Here is a 23,053-nt window from a genome sequence, read left to right as displayed (position 1 = left end):
AAGATTCTGATTAATTATAACTATTAATTCTGATTAATATTGTGCTAAAGGGGTATTTAATTATTCGCTTTTTTTGGTGTAAAAAAATGGTGAATTGTAGTTTTGGTAAAGAGAAAGTAATGAGAAATTTAATAAAAAGTGTAAAAGGTTAAAAAAAAAGCGTTAAGTGTGCTAATAAATAATAAAAAGTATAAATTTGCGTTAAAGTTTAGTGGGAAAAGAGGTTGTAATAATTAAAAATACTATTGTAGATTAATCCTTAATTATTATATTGCACCACCCAAAATCACCATTTTAAAATAATATGAAAGTAAGTAAAAATGTAGTTTTCCGATTGCTGTTGTCATTAGTAATGATGATAGGATTTGCTAGTTGTAGTAAGAAGTCCAGTTCTAAGAGTGCGTCACGGGCAACTGGTTGGAATGTAGATAGTAAGAAAGCTGCTAAAAAACAAGAAGCAGGGCCTGGTTTAGTTTTTGTAGAAGGAGGAACTTTTACCATGGGTAAAGTTCAGGATGATGTAATGCACGATTGGAATAATAGCCCAACGCAACAACACGTTCAGTCTTTTTACATGGATGAGACTGAGGTAACTAATTTTATGTATTTAGAATACCTGGATTGGGTTAAGGCAGTTTTCCCTCCGGATGATTATAAAGATATTTATGATGGTGTTGTGCCGGATACTCTTGTTTGGAGAAATCGATTAGGGTATAATGAAACCATGACTAATAACTATTTGAGACATCCGGCTTATGCTGAATATCCTGTGGTTGGTGTAAACTGGATTCAGGCTGTTGATTTTGCTAAATGGAGAACGGATCGTGTGAATGAGGCTGTTTTAGAGCAAAATGGCTATTTGAAAAAGAATGCCAAAACAGAGGATGTTACAGCAGATAACGCATTTAGTACGGAAGCTTATTTAATGTCGCCATCTACTGCCCGTGGCGGAAGTGAAGAAATTGTTTTGCAAAGACCGAAAGGGAGAGCAGTGAAAGGTAAAGACGGAAATGTACAAGAACAAAAAAATGTATATGCACAACGTTCGTCCGGAATTATTATGCCGGAATACCGACTTCCAACAGAAGCAGAATGGGAATATGCAGCAGCAGCTGATGTAGGACAAAGAGAATATAATATTTATAAAGGACAGAAAAAATATCCTTGGTCTGGTGAATATACCCGTTCCGGAAAAAGACAAAACCGTGGAGATCAATTAGCTAACTTTAAACAAGGTAACGGTGATTATGGTGGAATCGCCGGTTGGTCAGATGACGGAGCGGATATTACAAATGCTGTAAAATCGTATGCGCCAAATGATTTTGGATTGTATGATATGGCAGGTAACGTTGCTGAATGGGTTGCGGATGTTTACAGACCAATTGTAGATAATGAAGCTAATGATTTTAACTATTTCAGGGGTAACGTTTATTATAAAAATAAAATCGGTGCTGATGGTAAAGTTGAGTTGATTACTGCTGAAAATATGAAATATGATACGTTAAGTAATGGTAAAGTTATTGCCAGAAATTTCCCGGGTCAAATTGCTCAGGTTCCTGTTGATGAAAAAGAAACTTATTTGAGACAAAATTTCGATAAGAGTAATAATATCAATTACAGAGACGGGGATAAGCAGTCTTCTAGATATTATGATTTTGGTTCTTCTGACTCAGATGATGCGAAGCAAAAAGAAATCGAAAAAATGTATAACTCCCCTGTTCATAATGTTACCACGGACAGTTTGGGTAAAATGGTTAGAAAATACGACAGGTCAAGTAAGCGAACTACTTTGATAAATGATAAAATCAGAGTTTATAAAGGAGGTTCCTGGAGAGACAGAGCGTATTGGTTAGATCCGGCTCAAAGAAGGTACTTCCCTCAGGATATGGCAACTGATTACATTGGTTTCAGATGTGCGATGTCAAGAGTAGGTTCGAAATCAGATAAGAGAAAAACACCAAGAAATTAATTTTTCAACACATAACAGATAAAAGCCCTTTCATTAGGGCTTTTGTTTTTTTAAATCATTTTTATATGGATATTGCTTACATTCATAGTTTATTTTTAAAATCTACAGGGGTTTCGATTGATACCCGAAAAATAGAAAAAGGTTCATTTTTTGTTGCGATTAAAGGGGAACGTTTTGATGCTAATACTTTTGCTGCTGAAGCTTTAGAAAAAGGGGCTTCATTTGTTATTATTGATAATAAAACGTATTATATTGATGAACGGACTATTTTGGTGGAAGATAGTTTGACGGCTTTGCAGGAATTGGCAAAATTTCATCGAAATTATTTAAAATTGCCTATTGTGGCGCTAACCGGTAGTAACGGAAAAACAACTACCAAAGAGTTAATTAATGTAGTTTTAGCAAAAAAATATAAGACAAAAGCGACTGTTGGGAATCTGAATAATCATATTGGAGTTCCATTGACTTTATTGTCATTTGATAAAGATACTGAAATTGGTATTGTGGAGATGGGAGCTAATCACAAAAAAGAAATTAAATTTCTTTGTGAAATTGCGCAACCGGATTATGGATATATCACCAATTTTGGGAAAGCGCATCTGGAAGGTTTTGGAGGTGTTCAGGGAGTAATTGAAGGAAAAAGTGAAATGTATCAATATCTTTTGCAAAACGATAAATTGGCTTTTATTAATCTGGAAGATCCGATTCAGCTGGAGAAATCAAAAGTTTTAAAATATTATTCTTTTGGTATCGATAAAACGAATGCTGATATTGTGGTTTCGAATATTAAAGCTAATCCTTTTGTAGAGATTAGTTTCGAATCATTTGATGTTGAAACGCATTTGATTGGTTTGTATAATGCAAATAATGTGAATGCAGCGCTGACAATCGGAAAATATTTTAAAGTAGACTCGTTGGCTATCAAAGAAGCCTTGGAGAGTTATGTTCCGGCTAATAACAGATCGCAAATTTTGCTTAAAGGAACTAATGAAATTATTCTGGATGCTTATAATGCAAATCCAAGTAGTATGGCAGTGGCGATTACGAATTTCATTCAGCTTGAAAAATCCAATAAAATAATGATTTTAGGGGATATGTTTGAGTTAGGGGAGGAGAGTTGTAAAGAACATAGTGCTTTGGTGGATTCTTTGCAAAATGAAAAGGAAGCTCAGTGCTATTTTGTTGGAAAAGCATTTTTTGAATGCAAACAGGAGGAAAGTAATTTTTATTTCTACGACAGTTTTGAATCTTTTGCGGAAAGATTAAAAGAGATGAAATTTGAGAATAATATGATATTGATAAAAGGTTCCAGGGGAATGGCTTTAGAGCGAACCTTGGATTATATAAAATAAAAAAACGGAACAAAAGATAGTTTTCCGTTGGAATAAGTTAACTTTAGATTTGTAGCTGTAATTATGTGGCTATAAGTCTAAAGTTTTTTTATGATTAGAGAAAAGAAGTTGGAGCAACTTCGTGAAAACTCCGGATTCGAAATAGTAATAATTGGTGGAGGAGCTACCGGTTTGGGTTGTGCGGTAGATGCAGCCAGTCGTGGTTATAAAACCTTGCTTTTGGAGCAATGTGATTTTGCGAAAGGAACTTCAAGCAGGTCAACGAAATTGATTCACGGAGGTGTTCGTTATTTGCAACAGGGAAATATCCATTTGGTTCGGGAGGCTTTGTTGGAGCGTGGTCGTTTATTGAGAAATGCGCCTCATGTTTGTCATAAATTGCCTTTTGTAGTTCCGGTTTATCATTATTGGGATAAGTTTTTTTATGGTTTCGGGTTGTGGTTGTATGAGTTTTTGTCAGGCAAATTTAGTCTCGGAAAAACCAGAATACTTTCTAAAAATGAAACAATAGCGTATTTGCCGGGCTTGGATACGACGAATTTAAAAGGCGGAGTTTTGTATTACGACGGGCAGTTTGATGATAGTCGTTTGGCTGTGAATTTAGCGCAAACAGCTGCCGGGCAAGGAGCTTTGGTTTTGAATTATTGTCAGGTTGTTGATTTTGTTAAAAAGGGAAACAAAGTCGTAAGCTTGGTGATGAAAGATGTATTGTCGGGACAGTTGTATGAAGTAAAAACGAAGGTTGTGATTAATGCAACAGGTGTTTTTTCAGATACTTTGCTGCAAAAATCCGAAGGACATGCTGAGGAAACAATTGCTCCTTCTCAGGGGATTCATTTGGTTTTGAATAAATCTTATTTTGAAAATTTTTCTGCAATGCTAATTCCTAAAACTTCGGATGGGAGAGTGTTGTTTGTGGTTCCCTGGCATGATAAGTTGCTTTTAGGGACAACTGATACGCCAATGCAGCAAGTGGATTTAGAACCTAAACCTTTGAAAGAAGAAGTAGATTTTATAGTAAATCATTTTAATTTCTATTCTAAAGTTAAAATCAAATACGCGGATATAAATTCTGTTTTTGCGGGTTTACGACCTTTGGTTAAATCAGGCTCTAAACAAAAAACGGCTGTGTTGTCAAGAGAACATAGTTTGAAAGTATTTCCTTCGGGTGTTGTGGATATTTCCGGTGGAAAGTGGACGACTTATCGAAAAATGGCTGAGCAAACTATCAATAAGGCGGTCAAGATCGCTGATTTGTCATTTGTTCCGTGTCAAACAAAGCGTTTGAAAATTCATGGTTTTGTTAGTAAAAAATCTAATTCACATCTTGGAATATATGGTTCGGACGAATTGTTGATTGAAAAAATGATGAGGGAAGATGTGACTTTGGCGGAAAAAATTCATCCGGAATATCCTTATACAAAAGCCGAGGTGGTTTGGACTGTCAAAGAAGAAATGGCTTTAACGGTGGAAGATGTTTTAGCCAGACGAATCCGATTGCTTTTTTTGGATGCCAAAGCGGCTATGGAAGCGGCGCCTGTTGTAGCTCAAATTATGGCTCCTTTATTGTTTAAAGATGAGTTGTGGGAACGAGAGCAAGTAATTGCTTTTCGGAAATTGACTCAGGGCTATATGGTTTCGGTTTAGGTATAAAAAAACTCCTTAATTGCTTAAGGAGTTTTTGGTGGGCGATGAGGGGTTCGAACCCCCGACCCCCTCGGTGTAAACGAGGTGCTCTGAACCAGCTGAGCTAATCGCCCTATTTTGTTTTGCTATCATTGCCGATTGCGAGTGCAAATATATATTGTTTTTAGAGTTTTGCAAAATTTATTTCGAATTATTTTTAATTTTTTCTCGAATTAATTTTTATGTGCTTGGAATATAGTGTGTTGTGTTGGCTGGAGAATACAGCCTTAAACTCAAATTGCTATAAATTTTAAAGTTTAAGGCTGTTTGCCTTGTTATTTAGCAAGTGAAGGGACGTTTAAGTAAATATAATCTCCATGAATTCCGGTAAAAGATGTTTTTAAATTATCAAAAAAATGTTTTCGATCTTCTTCTTTGGGCCAGGCTGTTTTGATTAACTCTTCTTCCTTATCATGTGATTTTTCCAAATCAGCTAATGAGTTAAAGAAAAAAGCTTCTACAAAATCTCTGCTGTCTGAACCCCAATAATGGCGTTGCGGATAATAAGCTTTGATAAAAGGATTTTTGAAAGTTATTTTATCATTGTATTCTTTTAGTCCGTTGCTTAGTTTTCGGGAAGCCATTTGCGATTTTCTAACGTAAACTACCATAGGGTCTTTAGGTGGATTTTCTAACATTTTAGGTTCAAGTACCGAAACGTAGATTTCGTCAGAATGCATTGGTGTGTAAAAGCTTCGGTATTTTTCAAAAAACGCTTTTCTGTCTTTTTCTTCAGGCCAGGCTTTCATGATTAAGTCGTTAGTTATTTTTTCAGCTTTTTCAATATCTTCCCAGGATTTATACGCTGTAACATGCAAAATCTCTGAGCTGTTTTCAGTAAAATAATGGGTGAGGACATCTGAGCCTATTATCAGCTCATTTTTACTGGTAACTTTATTAAAAAATTCCTGTTCAGCTTTCATCCACTCTTTTTTGTCAGCATCCAGATTTCGATGCATAGTTGTAAGGGTGATGTAAACAGTTTGAGGTTCTTCTTGAGCTTGTGTTTTTAAGCTCATCAGGAGGGTTAAAATGATTAACGATCCAAATACTAAAATTCTGTTCTTTTTCATGATAAATTTTGTATTTAAGGGTTAATTTTATAATGTATAAATTTAACACTTTAAATATCAGAGTCTTATGGTTTTTTTGCTTTTTTGAAAAAAAACAGAATAAAAGTGAGAAGGCTGCTTAACTAAGTATTTCGGCAACAACAAATGTGCTTCCGCCCAAGTAAATAAAATCGTCTTCCTGAGCTGAATTTTTAGCTGCGGCATAAGCTTTTGAAACCGAATCAAAGGTGTTTCCTTTTAAGTCAAAATCGGACGCTTTTGATTGCAAAATTGTTGCTTCAAGACCGCGCGGCAAATTAGGTTTGCAGAAATAATAAATCGCGTTTTTAGGGAATAAAGGTAAAATTTCGTTTAAATCCTTGTCGTTGACTACACCTAAAACAAGGTGTAATTGATTGAATTTTTCTTTTTGAATTTGATTTAAAACAATTTCAAGTCCGTTTTTGTTATGAGCTGTATCGCAAATGGTTTTAGGTTTATCGGCTAATTGTTGCCATCTGCCCATGAGTTTGGTGTTTTTTACCACATTCAGTAAACCTGAATTTATATTATCCGGACTAATTTTAAAATCACTTTGCGTGTTTAAAACCCTGATAGTTTGTAAAACAGTTTTTTTATTGTGAATTTGATAATCTCCTATTAAATCAGAAGCGGGATTTTCCTGAATTAAATCGGAAGCAAAATAAATTTCAGTATCGTTTTCATTGGCTTTGACCAAAAAAACATTTTTTGTTTCTGTGGTATATTCGCCAATAACAACCGGAATATTTGCTTTGATGATTCCGGCCTTTTCGGCAGCGATGGCTCCCAAAGTATTTCCTAAAAATTGCGTATGGTCGAAACCGATATTCGTGATTACTGATACTAACGGAGTGATGATATTAGTGGCGTCAAGTCGTCCGCCCATGCCAACTTCGATAATGGCAATATCTACTTTTTCTTTGGCAAAATAGGCATAAGCCAATCCGACGCTCATTTCGAAAAAACTAATAGCGTTTGATTCAAAAAAAGATTTATTGGACTCAATGAATTCACACACAAAGTCTTCACTGATTTCTTCGGAAGATTCCGGGCTGATGATTTTAATGCGTTCTCTGTAATCTCTTAAATGCGGCGAAGTGTATAATCCTACTTTGTAACCTGCTTCTTTTAAAATAGAGGCGAGCATGTGAGAAGTAGAACCTTTGCCGTTAGTTCCGGCTACGTGAATAAATTTTAAATTTTGATGCGGATTATCAAGATGTTTAATTAGTAATTGGATGTTTATCAGGTCTTTTTTGTAAGCCGAAGCACCCTGATGTTGGTACATAGGAAGTTGGTTAAACATCCAGATAGTAGTTTCTTGATAATTCATTTTTATTTCAAAATTGTTTCAAAATTATTCTCCTAATTTGAAATTAACGGTAATAAAACCAATTTGAGCTTCCGGAGCATTAGGGTCGGGCTGCCATTTGTATTTTCTGGCTGTAGCCAATGCCGGTTCAATCAGGCAAGGATTAGTATTGGTTGTTCCTTTAGTGTATTTTGCGGCAATAACGTTTCCGTTTTGGTTTACGGTAATTTGAACTACAACGGTCCCGGATTCGTTACATTTTTGTACTTCTTTTCCTCTGCTGCTAATTTTTCTTCCGTTCAGGCCCCAGCCAGTTCCACTTCCGCTTCCACTACCTGAACCATAATAGGTGTTGGCGTAAGGGTTTCCGTTCAAGCTTCCTTTGTCTCCTGGTTTGTCGTCGTCACCTTCGCCGCCTTTAGCTTTTCCATCAGATTTTGGTCCGTTTATCAAACTTGATAAAGCGTCGGTTGTACTTTTTGAAGGTTTTGGATTTTCTTTCGGTTTTTCCTTTACTGCTTCTTTGGCGATGTCTTTTTTAGGCTGAATTTTTTTGGACTGTTTCATTACAACAGCCTCTTCAATGTCTTGTGATAATACATCGTCATTGCTTGCTGTTGCCTGTTTGGAAGTTGTAGGTTTTGGTGCCGATTGGATGGCTTCTGTAGGCTGAATATTGCCACTGCCAAATTCGGTTGTGCCAAAGTTAATGGCAATTCCGTTTTCGGGTGGCGGATCTAAAGAGGTAAGGCCTAAATATAAGAACAAAATAAAAAGTATCACAAAGATAACCGTTGTGATAGCAAATGATTTTTTTTCTTCTTCTGTTTCTAAATATTTCATGTAGAATAACACTGTTTTTTTGAAAGTCGGCAGGAATTATTTAGGTCTTACGGCTAAAACAACTTTAATTTGATTTCTGTTTGCAATGTCTAAAACGCCTACGGCTTTTTCAATTGGTACACCTTCCTCGGCTCTTAGAATGATTGCTTTGTTTTTATCAGCTTCAACAATTGCCAGTAATTTAGATTCCAATTCGCTCTCCGGAACGGCTTCTTTATCAATAAAATATTCCAGTTTTTTATTGATACTTACCGCAATGTTTTTGTTGCTGTCGGTTTTGCCTTTGGCTTTTGGTAATACTAAATCCAAGGCATTAGTAGTAACCATCGTGGAGGTTAACATGAAAAATATCAATAACAGAAAAACAATATCCGTCATGGACGACATATTGAAATCAGCGCTAACTTTATTTCTTCCTCTTAAATTCATAATTATGCCGGATCGTTTAATAAGTCTAAAAAGTCAACTGCATTGGCTTCCATTTGGTGAACTACTTTGTCGGTTTTTACTACCAGATGGTTGTAGCCTACATAAGCAATAATCCCAATTACCAGTCCGACAACGGTAGTGGTCATGGCTGTGTAAATACCTTCAGAAAGTGCGCCAACTTCAATCTGACCACCTCCGGTAGCCATTTTGTGGAAAGCCTGAATCATACCTACAACTGTTCCTAAGAAACCGGTCATTGGTCCTGCTCCTGAAATTGTAGCCAGCATGCTGACATTTTTTTCTAATTTATTTATTTCCAATTTTCCGGCGTTTTCAATAGCTGTATTGATGTCACTTAAAGGTTTTCCAATTCTGGAAATTCCTTTTTCAATCAATCGGGCTACCGGAGATTGTGAGTGAGCACAAGCCATTTTAGCGCTGTCAATACGGCCGTTTTTGATATTGTCTTTTACCAATCCCATGAAATTCAAATCAATTTTTGAGGCTGCGTTGATGGCCATCAAACGCTCAAAATAAAGATATAAAGCAACAAAGAGCATTAAAAATAAGGCAACCATAATGATTTGACCTGCTAATCCTCCGCTGGTTAGGAGCTCCATAATAGATAAGGTTTTTTCAACTGGAACGGCTTCGGCTAAGTTTTCGCCTGCAACAGACAGGGTGTCTGCTTGTAACAATATACTCATATAATTTTTTCTTTGTTTATTGAAACGCTAAGATATTATAAAAATTGCGATTCTATGGGATAAAATTTGAAACAAATAGTTGTTAATTTTTCTTCTTTAAGGATAAATTACTCCGGCGCTATGGTCTTTTTGGGCTCCGGTGACGCTGCTCAAAGTATTGATTTCATTTCTTAATTTTAAAATACCGAGTAATGCAAAAATGAGCGCCTCCTTGAATTCCAGAATTTTCTTTTCGGGAATTACAATTTTCATTTCGGGCAAATAATGCTGAATTCGGGAAATTAAAAAGACATTGTATGCGCCACCGCCGGAAATTAGCATATTTCCTTTTTTAATTGATAAGGCTAAAGCGGTTTGTAAAGCAATGTGTTCCGTAAAAGTGCAGAGTTTGTCTTCAATGGGAATTGGGAAATTGTCTGTTAATGGTAAAATAATTTCTTTGACAAATTCAAATCCAAGCGATTTTGGATGCTTGAGTTGGTAAAAATCCAATTGGTTTAGTTTTTCAAATAACGGAACATGAATCTTTCCGGAAGCGGAAATCGTACCTTTATCGTCATAATTCAAGCCTAATTGATTGGCGTAAAAATTCAAGACGGTGTTGACCGGAGAAATATCAAAAGCAATTCTTTGATTATTTTCTTCGAAAGAAATATTCGAAAATCCCCCTAAATTCAGGCAGTAATCGTAGTTAGAAAATAAAATTCGGTCGCCAATAGGAACCAAAGGAGCGCCTTGTCCGCCTAGTTGTACATCCTGAACTCTGAAGTCGCAAACTATTTTTTGTTGGGTTAAAGTGGCTATTTCCGGCAGATTTCCAATTTGAAGTGTAAAACCGTTTTGTGGCTGGTGCAAAATAGTATGCCCATGCGAACAAACGGCATCTAAGTTCGTGATTTGATGTTTCTCAATAAAATCGGAGATGATTTTCGAAAGAAGTTGGGTGTAGTTTTGATTTAGAATTTCTAATTCTTTTTTAGAAAAACCAACAGCTATTTTTAATTGTGTTATCCATTCCGGGCTGTAAGGAACCGTTTCACATTCCAAAATTTTAAAATGCCACTGTTCTTTTTTTATTTCGAATTGAATCTGAGCTAAATCCACCCCATCAAGTGAAGTCCCTGACATCACACCAATTACATTGTAAAAATTTTGTTTCATGTATAAGCTGAAAAATATTAAAAGCCTAAATTGTTTTTTTAAAATAAAAGTAAGTAAATTTAGAAAACACAAAATCAATAACCGAAAATTAGGTATTGAATATTGAACTATTTTTGAACCCAAATTCAGTTTTTAATTCAAAATGAAAATTGAATTTACAAATTAATAGAATTATGGATTTTAATTTGACCGAAGAACAAAAAATGATCCAGGAGGCAGCAAGAGATTTTGCTCAAACCGAATTGCTTCCGGGAGTTGTCGAAAGAGACGAATTGGCTAAATTTCCAACCGAACAGGTAAAAAAAATGGCTGAATTGGGTTTTTTAGGGATGATGGTCGATTCTAAATATGGCGGTTCGGGTATGGATACGGTTTCTTATGTTTTAGTAATGACTGAAATTGCTAAGGTTGATGCTTCGGCGGCGGTGATTATGTCGGTTAATAATTCATTGGTTTGTGCCGGTTTAGAAAAATATTGCAATGAAGCACAAAAGCAAAAATATTTAGTGCCTTTGGCCAAAGGCGATATTATTGGTGCTTTTTGTCTTTCGGAGCCTAATGCCGGTTCGGATGCGACTTCCCAAAAAACCACTGCCATTGATAAAGGTGATTATTATTTGTTAAACGGAACAAAAAACTGGATTACTAACGGTTCAACAGCTTCAACTTATATTGTAATGGCACAAACGAATCCTGAAAAAGGACACAAAGGAATCAATGCATTTTTGGTAGAAAAAGGCTGGGAAGGTTTTACCATTGGTCCTAAAGAAAAAAAAATGGGAATTCGGGGTTCAGATACGCATTCTTTGCTATTTAATGATGTCAAAGTGCCAAAAGAAAACCGAATTGGAGAGGATGGTTTTGGCTTTCATTTTGCCATGGCAGTTTTAAACGGCGGTCGGATTGGGATTGCATCTCAGGCATTAGGTATTGCAACTGGAGCTTATGAATTGGCATTAAAATATAGCCATGTACGTCAGTCTTTTGGGAAAGAAATTTTTCAACATCAGGCAATTGCTTTTAAACTGGCGGATATGGCTACTCAAATTATGGCCGCAAAAATGCTGTGTTTAAAAGCGGCTTCTGAAAAAGATGCCGGTATGGATATCACACAATCTGGTGCGATGGCAAAATTATTTGCTTCCCAAACCGCTATGGATGTGACGGTTGAAGCGGTTCAAATTCACGGTGGAAACGGTTATGTTTCCGAATATCATGTGGAACGCATGATGCGGGATGCTAAAATTACACAGATTTACGAAGGAACTTCTGAAATCCAAAAAATTGTAATTTCGAGAAGTTTAACGGTTTAATCCCGAAATTGATAAGAACATTTCTCTTGCTTTTGTTTATTTTTGTTCCATGAAGAAAATTATTATCACAGGAACCAGCAGAGGAATCGGATTTGAATTGGCTTTAAAGTTCGCCAATGCAGGCCATCAGGTTTTGGCCATTTCGAGAAAAACACCTCAGGAATTAATTGCTAATAAAAATATTACTTGTCTTTCAGTAGATTTAGCAAACGAATCCGATTTAGCGCAAGTGGAACAATTTCTTTCTTCCACTTGGAAAAAAGTAGATGCTGTGGTTCATAATGCAGGAAGTCTAATTTGTAAACCTTTCGAAAATTTAACTCAAACTGATTTTGAAAATGTATATAAAGTCAATGTTTTTGGGGTTGCAAATTTGACTCGTATTTGTATTCCATTTTTGCAAAAAGGAAGTCATGTGGTTACTATCAGTTCTATGGGAGGCGTTCAGGGAAGTTTGAAATTTGCAGGTCTTGCCGCTTATAGTTCCAGTAAAGGAGCTGTGATTACACTTTCGGAATTATTAGCCGAAGAGTACAAAGAACACAGTATTGCTTTTAATGTTTTAGCACTTGGAGCAGTTCAGACAGAAATGTTAGAAGAAGCTTTTCCGGGTTATCAGGCGTCAATTTCGGCGGAAGGCATGGCTAATTATATTTTTGATTTTACATTGAACGGAAATAAATATTTCAACGGAAAAGTATTACAGGTTTCAACGACAAATCCGTAGATAATTATGAATTATTAGTTGTAAATTATAAATTGTTCGAGCATAATTATCATTTCAAAGAAAACGCATAACCCATAACAGACAACTCATAACTTTTTAAATTGAGCGATACTTTAGCAAAATACCTACCTGATCATGCAGTCAAACCCGCTTTTGAGTTGATTGTAGAAAACAGGGTACATTTAAAAATTGTTAACGAGCGAGCAACCCGTCATGGTGATTATAGAAAAGCGGTGAATGGCAAGCACGAAATCACTGTGAACGGAAGTTTGAATAAATACCGCTTTTTGATTACGCTCATTCATGAGATTGCTCATTTAGTGGCTTTTGAAAAATTTGGTCGGAATATAAAACCGCATGGTAACGAATGGAAGTATGTTTTCCAGCAATTGATGGTTCCTTACATTAGACCTGAAATTTTCCCTAATCAATTATTACCATTGTTAGCAAGACATTTTAGAAATCCAAGTGCCAGCAGCGATACCGATACAACTTTGTCATTAGCTTTGAAACAATTTGATAAACAAAACGATAAAAATTATGTTTTCGAAATTCCCTACGGCAGTGTTTTTCGGATTAAAAACGGAAAGATTTTTAAGAAAATAGCCGTTCGAACCAAACGTTTTGAATGCCTGGAAATCAGTTCCGGACGATTGTATTTGTTTAATCCAAATGCTGAGGTGGAGTTGATTAAAACTTCCAATTAAAAATAAAACTTCTAAAAAAGAAATCCTAAATTCCAATTGTCACACTGAGCTTGTCGAAGTAATTGGAATTTGGGATTTTATTTTGAAAAGTCGTGTGTTAATAGCCTTTCAAATGGGCTTCTCTCACTTTTTTGAATAAGTTAGAAGAATACACAAAGGCAACTACGGCTTCGTTATCAGTTCTAAAGATTTCTTCTTTATTGCCTTCCCAAGCTTTTACTCCGTTTTTTAGGAAAAGAATTTTTTCGCCAATTTCCATCACCGAGTTCATATCGTGCGTGTTGATTACGGTGGTAATATTGTATTCTTCGGTGATTTCTTTAATCAGGTTGTCAATCAGGATGGAAGTGTTTGGATCCAGTCCCGAGTTGGGTTCGTCACAAAATAAATATTTTGGGTTGTTCACAATAGCGCGGGCAATAGCCACACGTTTTTGCATTCCTCCTGAAATTTCAGAAGGTAATTTGTTATGAGCATCGATTAGATTTACTCTTTTTAAAACAAAATCAACCCGGTCGTTAATTTCCGATTTACTTTTGTTAGTAAACATTTTTAATGGAAAAGCCACATTTTCGGCCACACTCATCGAGTCGAATAAGGCGCTTCCCTGGAATACCATCCCAATTTCGGTACGTAAATCTCTTTTTTCTTCGTCGCTTAAGTCGGAATAAATACGTCCGTCAAAAGAAATAGTACCCACTTCAGGCTGGTGAATTCCTAACAAACTTTTTAATAATACCGTTTTTCCGGAACCACTTTGACCAATAATCAGGTTAGTCTTTCCGGTTTCGAAAACAGTGCTGACTCCTTTCAGAATTTTACTTTCGCCAAATGATTTTTCAATATCTTTAACTTCTATCATGAGCCTAATAATAACTGTGTTAATATATAATTGAAAAGAATAATGGAAACCGAGGTCCAGACAAAGGAAACAGTACTGGCTTTACCTACTTCAAGTGCACCGCCTTTCATATAATAGCCGTGAAATGACGGAATAGTAGCCAAAAGCATGGCGAATATGAAGGTTTTGATAAAAGCATAGGTAATATGAAACGGGATAAATTGCATTTGTGCACCGGTAACAAAGTCGGTACTGGTAGTAAATCCGCCGTAAACTCCGGCAAGCCATCCTCCAAAAATACCCAAAAACATACTGATTCCAATAACAAACGGATACAATAGCAAAGCGATAATTTTCGGGAAAACCAAGTAATTTAAAGAGTTAACTCCCATTACTTCCAAAGCGTCAATTTGTTCGGTTACGCGCATGGTTCCGATACTGGAAGTGATAAAAGATCCCATTTTTCCCGCCATAATTACCGAAATAAATGTTGGTGCAAATTCCAAAATAACCGATTGACGTGTGGCAAATCCGATAAGGTATTTTGGAATCAAAGGATTGGTAAGGTTTAATGCTGTTTGAATGGAAACAACCCCGCCCACGAAAAAGGAAATAAAAGCAACAATTCCAAGTGAACCAATGATTAAATCGTCAATTTCTTTAAAGATAAGATTTCGCATCATCGACCATTTGGTCTGTTTGCTAAAAATCTCTTTGAGCATTAAAAAGTATCTTCCTATTTGGGATAAATATCGAATGAGCATCATAGTTTGTTGAATAATGTCAAAAATAGTTATAAGTTATGAGTTTTGGGGTATGAGTTGCTGCTTTTTCAAGTAGTCAAATAATCAAAATAACTTTTCTTTCATTTTTTTTAAGCGATATTGACGAATGAATTTTGCCTGTTCGTCATTGACTAACAACGGTTTTTGTTCTGATTTTGCCTTTAAAAAACCTTTGATGTAATCAAAAAATAAGAATGGTTTTTTCTTCATCATTGCCAGTTTTGCTGAAGCAATGGTAGTAATCCAAAATCCGTAACCTAAGGTGTAAAAAGCTTCTCCCTGCTTGTAACGCGCTGTTTTATTGTAGTTAGCTCCGGTAGGTTTTAAATGTTTTACTTTCAAAGAGGCATCGGTAACAACTTTCCAATTGTAAAATTTGCATAACAATTCGTCAACAGTGTCCCAACCCATTTGTGGACGCAAACCACCAATTTGCTTGAAAGTTTCTTTTCGATAAGCTTTCAAAGCGCCGCGAATATGATCTTTATCGGTTAGGTTTTCTAAAACCCATTCGCCGTTTTTTTCAATATAGCAAAATCCGCCAACCATCCCAATGCGTTCATCGGATTGAAAATGTTTGGTGATGGTTTCGAAATAATTCGTTGGAAAAATTAAATCGGCATCCAGTTTTACAATCACATCATAATCATCATCCAAAGTTTCAAAACCGGTTTGAAAGGCCTGAATTACTTTGCTTCCCGGTAAATGAATCGCACTTGATTTTTTTTCGACTAAAGAAATAAACGAATTTTCTTTGGCGAAAGCCTGAACAATTTCGGCCGTTTTGTCCGTCGAATTATCGTTTACAATGACTACTTTTTTAGGTAAAAGTGTTTGTGAAGCCAGAGATTCTAAGGTTAAAGCAATAAATTCTTCTTCGTTGTGCGCAGGAATAACCAGGTAGTAGTTCATTTTAATAACTATGAATTATAAATTATGAATTGTTGATTTCAATAACATAATTTGTGGTAATTTTTAAAACATTCAATTATTTAATCTTTCAATCTCTCAGCAAAAACAATGTAATATCTTGGAGTGAAATAACGCAATAAAGGTCGGAAACCAAATTTCTTTACCGGATGGGTGAATTTTTCTCTGGCGGTAATTTTCCAGCCTGTTTTTTCTAAAAGCCAATCCAATTGCCAATCTTCAAATTCGTGATAATGGCGATCCCACATGTCAGTTTTGCTTTTATATGCCGGAGAAAACCATAAGCGTAGCGGAATTGAAATGACCAATTTATCGCATTTTACATTTTCTAAAACGGTGTACGGATTCAATAAATGTTCGAAAATTTCAAAAGCGGTAAAAACCTCGTAAGTTTCCTTTTGTAAAGTCGATTGGTCTTTGTCTAAATCTTCTCCGCCAGTGTTTTTTACCTGATAACCATTCTCCTGCATGATTTTGGAAAACGGATTTGGAACTCCTAAGTCAAAAATGGTTTCAGAAGTTGAAACGTGTTTTTTTAAAAAATCTAAGGTGTGTTTGAATCGTTTATTAGGAAATGTTTTTTCGTACATAGTTATTGCTGAGAACGAAGCAATTTTTCGTTCGTTTATGTTTAATATTTGTCCAAAAATTTGTTTGCAAATGTACAAAGATATATTGCTTCTTTAGTATTTTTTATACCGCAAATTCGCAAATTATAAAATAGCCAGAGACTGAAATAATTTGCGAATTTGCGGTTGAATATTTTACATTTCGTTTCTGATTAACATAAAAAATCCGCAACTTAAAAATAGTTTAGGTTGCGGATTTGTATTTTAGATTCTGAAAAAATTAGTATCTGTACACAAAAGCGTTGATGTTCATTCCTGCCCCTACAGAAGCAAAAATAAGAATGTCTCCTTTGTTGATTTCGTGATTTTCAATCTGACCATTCAGGATTAAATCAAACAGCGTAGGGACGGTTGCCACACTGCTGTTTCCTAAATCATGAATACTCATAGGCATAATGTCGGCAGGAGCTTCTTTGTCGTATAATTTGTAAAAACGATCCACGATAGCTTCGTCCATTTTTTCATTTGCCTGATGAATCAGGATTTTTTTGACTTCATCTATCGAAATACCGCTTTTGTCTAAACATTCTTTCATGGCTAAAGGAACGTTACTTAAAGCAAATTCGTAAATTTTTCGACCGTACATTTTGATGTAGTTAATGTTTTGGTCCAAGCCCGGATGATAGGATTTTCCGTTGAATAAAAAGCCAACTTCCTCTTCCGTGAAAGAAGCTGTTTCATAAGAAAGCATTCCGGTTTCGTCATCCGAAGCTTCGATAACAGTGGCTCCGGCTCCGTCAGAATAAATCATCGAATCGCGGTCGTGATCGTCAACAACTCTCGATAGCGTTTCGGCACCAATTACCAGGCATTTTTTTGCCATTCCTGATTTGATAAAAGCATTGGCCTGCAATACACCTTCAACCCAGCCCGGACATCCAAAGATAAGGTCGTAAGCCACGCATTTAGGATTTTTAATTCCTAATTTATGTTTCACACGGCTGGCTAAACTTGGAATCATATCCGATTGATTGCTTCCAAATTTTACATCACCAAAGTTGTGTGCAAAAATGATATAATCTAACGTTTCTGGATCAATTCCGCTGCTTTCGATTGCTTTTTGTGAAGCCAGAAAAGCTAAATCAGAAGTGTTATGATGACTTTCCGAATAGCGTCTTTCTTCGATTCCTGTTATTGCTTTGAATTTTTTAATGATAACTTCATTCGATTGTTTGATGGGAGTTCCATCGTCGTTTAAAAATTGATGAAGTTCAAAGTATTTGTCTGAAATTACTCTTTCGGGTATGTAACTCCCTGTTCCGGTTATCTTTATTTTCATTAGATTAGTTCTGTTAAAAAGGGCGGCAATAGGTTCGTATTTCATCAATCGGTTGAAAAATACTAAATGCTATGCAATTGGCAAAAATACTGATATTTTTTTAAGAAAATTAAATTCAGTCTGCTTTAATTTTTAATTACAGAAAGTTTTTTAATAATTAAATATTTAGGCTTTTCGAGATTTGTTGGGCAAAAAAATACCCCGATAAACCGAGGCATTTTAAATGAATATTTTGTGTTAATTAGCTTTCCATATATGCTTCAATTGGCGCACAAGAACAAACTAAATTTCTGTCTCCGTAAGCATCGTCAACACGACGAACAGATGGCCAGAATTTGTTTTCTGCAATATAATCTAATGGATAAGCAGCCGTTTCACGAGAATATGGGAAATCCCAAGTGTTTGCCGTTAACATGGCTAAAGTGTGCGGCGCATTTTTCAAGACGTTGTTTTTATCGTCAGCAGAAGTAGTTTCAATTTCTTGACGGATAGCGATTAAAGCATCACAGAAACGGTCTAATTCTGCTAAATCTTCAGATTCTGTTGGTTCAATCATCAACGTTCCGGCTACCGGGAAAGAAACTGTTGGTGCGTGGAAACCGTAATCCATTAAACGTTTAGCGATATCACCCACTTCAATTCCGTTTTCTTTAAATGCGCGGCAATCTAAGATCATTTCGTGAGCTGCTCTTCCGCATTCTCCTGTATAAAGAATAGGGTAGTGTCCTTCAAAACGTGATTTCATGTAGTTAGCATTCAGGATAGCATGCTCTGTTGCGCTTCTTAATCCTTCAGCTCCCATCATCGTGATGTAACCGTAAGAAATTAGACAAACTAAAGCTGATCCGTAAGGTGCAGAAGAAATAGCTGTAATGGCTTGCTCTCCGCCTACATTTAAGATTGGGTTGGTAGGTAAGAACGGAACTAATTTTTCATTTACACAAATTGGTCCCACACCAGGTCCGCCACCTCCGTGAGGAATTGCAAATGTTTTGTGTAAGTTCAGGTGACAAACATCGGCACCAATAGTTGCAGGATTTGTTAAACCTACCTGAGCGTTCATATTAGCACCGTCCATATAAACCAATCCTCCGTTTTCGTGGATTAATTTGGTAATTTCGATAATTGTCGATTCGTAAACGCCGTGTGTAGAAGGGTAAGTGACCATCAAGCAAGACAAATCGTCTTTGTGTTCGATAGCTTTAGCTCTTAAATCTTCTACATCAATGTTTCCTTCCGGAGTGGTTTTAGTTACGATAATTTTCATTCCTGCCATCGCTGCAGAAGCCGGGTTAGTTCCGTGTGCCGATGATGGAATTAAACATACATTGCGGTAACCTTCTCCACGAGACATATGGTAAGCACGAATAGCCATTAAACCGGCGTATTCTCCTTGGGCTCCTGAGTTTGGTTGTAAAGTTGTACCTGAAAATCCAGTGATTACATTTAATTGTTGCTCTAATTTTTTAAGCATGGTGATGTAACCTTCAGCTTGCTCAATTGGAGCAAATGGGTGGATGCTGTTCCAGTTTGGCATGGATAATGGCAACATTTCAGAAGCAGCATTCAATTTCATGGTACAAGAACCTAAAGAAATCATCGAGTGGTTCAATGATAAATCTTTACGCTCTAATTTTTTGATATAACGCATCAACTGGCTTTCAGAATGATGGTTGTTGAAGACCTCATGTGTTAAGAAAGAAGAGATTCTCTCTAAAGAAGCTGGTAATTGAGATGCAGTTGACAATTCAGTAACGGTGAAAGCTTCTTTACCTGTCGCTTCTGCAAAAATCGCAATGATTTGGTTGATATCAGCAACAGAAGTCGTTTCGTTCAATGAGATTGAAATCGTTTCAGCGTCTACATAGAAGAAGTTAACTTCGTTTCTTTCAGCAACAGCTTTTACTTTTTGAGCATCCGCTTTTACTAAAATAGTATCAAAGAAAGCGGTATTGGTTTGATAAACGCCTAATTTGTTTAAAGCATCAGCAGTAGTAACCGCTGAAGCATGAACTTTGTTGGCGATATATTTTAATCCTTTTGGACCGTGATAAACGGCGTACATACCAGCCATAACTGCCAATAATACCTGAGCAGTACAAATGTTTGAAGTTGCTTTTTCACGTTTGATGTGTTGTTCACGAGTTCCCAAAGCCATACGTAAGGCGCGGTTTCCGTTGGCATCGATAGAAACACCGATGATACGTCCCGGCATAGAACGTTTGTATTCTTCTTTCGTGGCAAAATAAGCCGCGTGTGGACCTCCATATCCCATTGGAATACCAAAACGTTGTGTGGTGCCTACAACCACTGCAGCTCCCATTTCTCCCGGAGAAGTTAATGTTGCTAAAGATAAAATATCGGCAGCAAAAGCCACTTTAATTTCGTTTTCTTTTGCTTTTGCGATAAAAGATGTATAATCGTTTACCTGTCCGTATTTTCCAGGGTATTGTAAAATAGCTCCAAAGAACTCATTTGAGAAATCAAAAGTTTTGTGGTTACCTACGACCAATTCAATTCCGATTGGAGTAGAACGCGTTTGTAAAACGGATAATGTTTGAGGTAAAATTTCTTCAGAAACGAAGAATTTACAAATATTGTTTTTCTTTTGCTCACGAGAACGAACGTCAAATAATAAAGCCATCGCTTCAGCAGCAGCAGTACCTTCATCTAATAAAGAAGCATTGGCGATTTCCATTCCGGTTAACTCAATCACCATAGTTTGGAAATTCAAAATCGCTTCTAAACGACCTTGAGCAATTTCTGCCTGATAAGGAGTGTAAGCCGTGTACCATCCCGGGTTTTCAAAAATGTTTCTTTGAATAGCCGCCGGTATAATCGTTGGGTGGTATCCCAAACCGATGTATGATTTGAAAACTTTATTTTTTTTGCCTAATTCCTGAATATGATTGGTGTATTCATATTCGGTCATCGCCGGGTCAAGTATTAAATCATTTTTTAAACGAATTCCGTCCGGAAACGTTTCATAAAGTAATTGGCTCATATCATTTACACCAATTGTTTTGAACATGTGTTCTAGGTCAGTTTCTCTTGGCCCAATGTGTCTTAAAGCAAAAGCATCTGTTTTCATCTAACTGTAAAAAAAGTTTCTGTTTTTTAGTGGCGCAAAAATAAGTATAATTCTAATCAAAATAATGTATTTTAGGATTCATTTTATTTGTTCAATGAAAAATTAATAAATATTACCCCTAAATATTTATATTTGTTAGATGATTCGTATTCAAAGCCTTTTTGATTTTTATCTAAAATCCAGCATTCACGTTGCTTTATCGGTTTATGCGTTGGTGCGAATGACACAATACATGTTTGCAATACCTTATGATGAATCCATTGCTTTTTTTGCTTTTTTTGGGACAATTGTAGGATATAATTTCGTAAAATACGATGCTTTGGCCAGAGCCAAAAAAAGAATGATGCGAAATGAGTTAAAATTGATTGCTTTTTTGAGCTTTATTTCTCTTCTGGCGGTAGGTTTTTATTTCTTTCAATTGGAGTTAGTTACTCAAATAGTTGCTGTAGCTGTATTGATACTTACCTTGTTGTACACACTTCCTTTTTTTCCAAACCGCAGAAACGCCCGCAATTGGGCAGGGGTGAAAATTTACATAGTTGCCTTGTGTTGGGTAGGAGTCACTTTGATGTTGCCATTGGTTAATGCGCATCATGCTTTAGGTCAGGATTTTTTTATCAAATGTGTGCAGCGTTTTATATTGGTTTTTGATTTGATTTTGGTTTTCGAAATCATCGATTTGGCTAATGATGATCCGCATTTGAAAACCGTTCCACAACAAATAGGAGTTAAGCAAACAAAACTATTAGGATTGCTATTGCTAATTCCGTTTTATTTTTTAGAGTTTTTCAAAATAAATTTTATCCAAAAGCAGTTGGTAGTCAATTTGGTTCTGGTTGTAATGCTGTCACTTTTTTTAATTTTTTCGAATACTAACCGTTCTAAATATTACACTTCTTTTTGGGTTGAAAGCATTCCGATTTTGTGGTGGCTGATGGTGGTTTTGCTGTAAAAATATCGATTTTGGTGAATATATTCACCAAAATTACTATAAAATTGGTGAATATGTTCACTGAGTTTAGTTTAAAATTGGTGAATAGACTTTCTTTTTAATATCTTTGTGAAAAAGTTAGGCTATGATTAATAGAGATTTAACATCGAAAATAAGAGAGAAATTAAATAAAGGGAAGGCAGTTTTACTAATTGGCCCCAGACAGGTTGGTAAGACAACATTAATAAATGCTTTGTTGGAAGATGTCCCTTTTCTTTTTTTGGATGGAGATGATGCAGTAGTTGCAGATACTCTGTCAAATGCTAATACGGAAGTTTTAAAAAGAATAATAGGTACCTATAAATATGTTTTCATTGATGAGGTACAGCGTATTCCTAACATTGGTTTAAAATTAAAAATTATAATAGACCAGATAAAAGATGTTCAGGTTGTCGTGAGTGGTTCTTCGGCTTTTGATATTAATCATATTACTCAGGAACCTTTAACCGGGCGCAAATTTGAATATCATTTGTATCCGGTTTCTTGGGATGAATTTGAGAATAATGTTGGTTATATCAAAGCCCAACAGCAATTAGAATTGCGATTGCTATATGGAATGTATCCTGATGTGATTAATAATTTTGGTAACGAATATGAGATTTTGAAAAATTTGGTTTCCAGTTATTTGTATAAAGATGTTTTAAGTCTGGCGGGAATTAGAAAATCAGATGTTTTAGAGAAAATTTTACAGGCTTTGGCGTTTCAGCTTGGTAATGAGGTGAGTTACAATGAAATTGCTCAAATGGTTGGAGTGGATAAAAATACAGTTAATAATTACATTGATTTGCTGGAAAAAGTTTTTGTGATTTTTCGATTAAACAGTTACAGTAAAAACCTTCGCAACGAGATAAAGGCTAACCGAAAAATTTATTTTTATGATAATGGGGTTCGTAATATGTTGATAGGGAATTTTAATAGCTTTGAATTCAGGCAAGACAAAGGGGCTTTGTGGGAGAATTTTTTGGTTTCAGAACGTATCAAGCAATTGTCCTATACAAACAGTTTAGCCAAACCTTATTTTTGGCGTACCACTGCACAGCAAGAAATAGATTATATTGAGATTACCGCAGATAATGTCAGCGCCTTTGAATTCAAATGGTCTCCTACTAAAAAAAGTAAATTGCCCAAGCCTTTTGAAGAAGCCTACCATCCTTCATTTTTGGTGGTAAATAAGGATAATTTTAGGGAATTTTTGAAGGGGTAATAA

Annotated in this window: 20 protein-coding genes and 1 tRNA gene; 8 read left to right on the top strand and 13 right to left on the bottom strand. The window is 35.9% G+C overall.

Annotated features, from left to right (window positions below; translation table 11 throughout):
- The first annotated feature begins 304 nt into the window (after positions 1 to 304).
- From gldJ to H599_RS0113900, 3 genes are all read left to right on the top strand, one after another.
- Complete coding sequence (gene gldJ, locus H599_RS0113910; protein ID WP_026714692.1) at positions 305 to 1,969, top strand: gliding motility lipoprotein GldJ; 1,665 nt, start codon at positions 305 to 307, stop codon at positions 1,967 to 1,969.
- Positions 1,970 to 2,034: 65 nt separating this feature from the next.
- Positions 2,035 to 3,321, top strand: coding sequence for a UDP-N-acetylmuramoyl-tripeptide--D-alanyl-D-alanine ligase (locus H599_RS0113905; protein ID WP_026714691.1), 1,287 nt, complete (start codon positions 2,035 to 2,037; stop codon positions 3,319 to 3,321).
- 90 nt (positions 3,322 to 3,411) lie between these two features.
- Positions 3,412 to 4,968, top strand: coding sequence for a glycerol-3-phosphate dehydrogenase/oxidase (locus tag H599_RS0113900; protein ID WP_026714690.1), 1,557 nt, complete (start codon positions 3,412 to 3,414; stop codon positions 4,966 to 4,968).
- Between the two features lie 35 nt (positions 4,969 to 5,003).
- On the opposite strand, the gene H599_RS0113895 is transcribed toward H599_RS0113900, so the two are convergent.
- The 7 genes from H599_RS0113895 to H599_RS0113860 all read right to left on the bottom strand — a co-directional run bounded on the left by H599_RS0113895 (position 5,004) and on the right by H599_RS0113860 (position 10,553).
- A tRNA-Val gene (locus H599_RS0113895) sits at positions 5,004 to 5,081 on the bottom strand.
- A gap of 201 nt (positions 5,082 to 5,282) precedes the next feature.
- Positions 5,283 to 6,080 (bottom strand): hypothetical protein, encoded by a 798-nt coding sequence (locus tag H599_RS19805; RefSeq protein WP_155960786.1) that lies wholly within the window; start codon positions 6,078 to 6,080, stop codon positions 5,283 to 5,285.
- A 118-nt stretch (positions 6,081 to 6,198) separates the two neighbouring features.
- Entirely contained in the window at positions 6,199 to 7,434 is a 1,236-nt protein-coding gene (locus H599_RS0113880) for a bifunctional folylpolyglutamate synthase/dihydrofolate synthase (RefSeq protein WP_026714689.1), read from the bottom strand.
- A gap of 24 nt (positions 7,435 to 7,458) precedes the next feature.
- Positions 7,459 to 8,256 (bottom strand): energy transducer TonB family protein, encoded by a 798-nt coding sequence (locus H599_RS0113875; RefSeq protein ID WP_026714688.1) that lies wholly within the window; start codon positions 8,254 to 8,256, stop codon positions 7,459 to 7,461.
- A 36-nt stretch (positions 8,257 to 8,292) separates the two neighbouring features.
- On the bottom strand, positions 8,293 to 8,685 hold the full coding sequence (locus H599_RS0113870) for an ExbD/TolR family protein (RefSeq protein WP_026714687.1): 393 nt from the start codon (positions 8,683 to 8,685) through the stop codon (positions 8,293 to 8,295).
- Positions 8,686 to 8,687: 2 nt separating this feature from the next.
- Positions 8,688 to 9,392: a MotA/TolQ/ExbB proton channel family protein gene (locus tag H599_RS0113865; protein ID WP_026714686.1), complete on the bottom strand. Its 705-nt coding sequence runs from the start codon at positions 9,390 to 9,392 to the stop codon at positions 8,688 to 8,690.
- Positions 9,393 to 9,488: 96 nt separating this feature from the next.
- Positions 9,489 to 10,553 (bottom strand): anhydro-N-acetylmuramic acid kinase, encoded by a 1,065-nt coding sequence (locus H599_RS0113860; RefSeq protein ID WP_026714685.1) that lies wholly within the window; start codon positions 10,551 to 10,553, stop codon positions 9,489 to 9,491.
- Between the two features lie 173 nt (positions 10,554 to 10,726).
- On the opposite strand from H599_RS0113860, the gene H599_RS0113850 reads away from it, so the two are divergent.
- From H599_RS0113850 to H599_RS0113840, 3 genes are all read left to right on the top strand, one after another.
- A complete protein-coding gene (locus H599_RS0113850) occupies positions 10,727 to 11,866 on the top strand; it encodes an acyl-CoA dehydrogenase family protein (RefSeq protein ID WP_026714684.1) in 1,140 nt (379 codons plus the stop codon).
- A gap of 49 nt (positions 11,867 to 11,915) precedes the next feature.
- Positions 11,916 to 12,593, top strand: coding sequence for an SDR family NAD(P)-dependent oxidoreductase (locus H599_RS0113845; protein WP_026714683.1), 678 nt, complete (start codon positions 11,916 to 11,918; stop codon positions 12,591 to 12,593).
- A 101-nt stretch (positions 12,594 to 12,694) separates the two neighbouring features.
- A complete protein-coding gene (locus H599_RS0113840; RefSeq protein ID WP_026714682.1) occupies positions 12,695 to 13,300 on the top strand; it encodes a SprT-like domain-containing protein in 606 nt (201 codons plus the stop codon).
- Between the two features lie 97 nt (positions 13,301 to 13,397).
- Here the strand turns inward: H599_RS0113840 and H599_RS0113835 are convergent, their stop codons facing one another.
- The 6 genes from H599_RS0113835 to gcvP form a co-directional block, all read right to left on the bottom strand.
- Complete coding sequence (locus tag H599_RS0113835) at positions 13,398 to 14,162, bottom strand: ABC transporter ATP-binding protein (RefSeq protein WP_026714681.1); 765 nt, start codon at positions 14,160 to 14,162, stop codon at positions 13,398 to 13,400.
- Positions 14,159 to 14,908, bottom strand: coding sequence for an MlaE family ABC transporter permease (locus H599_RS0113830; protein ID WP_026714680.1), 750 nt, complete (start codon positions 14,906 to 14,908; stop codon positions 14,159 to 14,161). The genes H599_RS0113835 and H599_RS0113830 overlap by 4 nt, the downstream gene beginning before the upstream one ends.
- 81 nt (positions 14,909 to 14,989) lie before the next feature.
- Entirely contained in the window at positions 14,990 to 15,838 is an 849-nt protein-coding gene (locus tag H599_RS0113825; protein WP_026714679.1) for a glycosyltransferase, read from the bottom strand.
- Between the two features lie 80 nt (positions 15,839 to 15,918).
- A complete protein-coding gene (locus tag H599_RS0113820) occupies positions 15,919 to 16,446 on the bottom strand; it encodes a methyltransferase (protein WP_026714678.1) in 528 nt (175 codons plus the stop codon).
- A gap of 259 nt (positions 16,447 to 16,705) precedes the next feature.
- Entirely contained in the window at positions 16,706 to 17,764 is a 1,059-nt protein-coding gene (locus tag H599_RS0113815; RefSeq protein WP_026714677.1) for a 3-oxoacyl-ACP synthase III family protein, read from the bottom strand.
- 241 nt (positions 17,765 to 18,005) lie between these two features.
- Positions 18,006 to 20,855, bottom strand: a complete 2,850-nt coding sequence (gene gcvP / locus H599_RS0113810) for an aminomethyl-transferring glycine dehydrogenase (RefSeq protein WP_026714676.1) — start codon at positions 20,853 to 20,855, stop codon at positions 18,006 to 18,008.
- Positions 20,856 to 20,994: 139 nt separating this feature from the next.
- Here gcvP and H599_RS0113805 point away from each other — a divergent pair, with 139 nt between their 5' ends.
- Positions 20,995 to 21,807, top strand: coding sequence for a hypothetical protein (locus H599_RS0113805; protein WP_026714675.1), 813 nt, complete (start codon positions 20,995 to 20,997; stop codon positions 21,805 to 21,807).
- Positions 21,808 to 21,931: 124 nt separating this feature from the next.
- On the top strand, positions 21,932 to 23,050 hold the full coding sequence (locus H599_RS0113800) for an ATP-binding protein (protein WP_026714674.1): 1,119 nt from the start codon (positions 21,932 to 21,934) through the stop codon (positions 23,048 to 23,050).
- Positions 23,051 to 23,053: the final 3 nt, after the last annotated feature.

Source organism: Flavobacterium daejeonense DSM 17708 (genome assembly GCF_000425425.1).
GTDB lineage: Bacteria > Bacteroidota > Bacteroidia > Flavobacteriales > Flavobacteriaceae > Flavobacterium > Flavobacterium daejeonense.
This window is presented reverse-complemented; position numbering and strand designations above follow the sequence as displayed.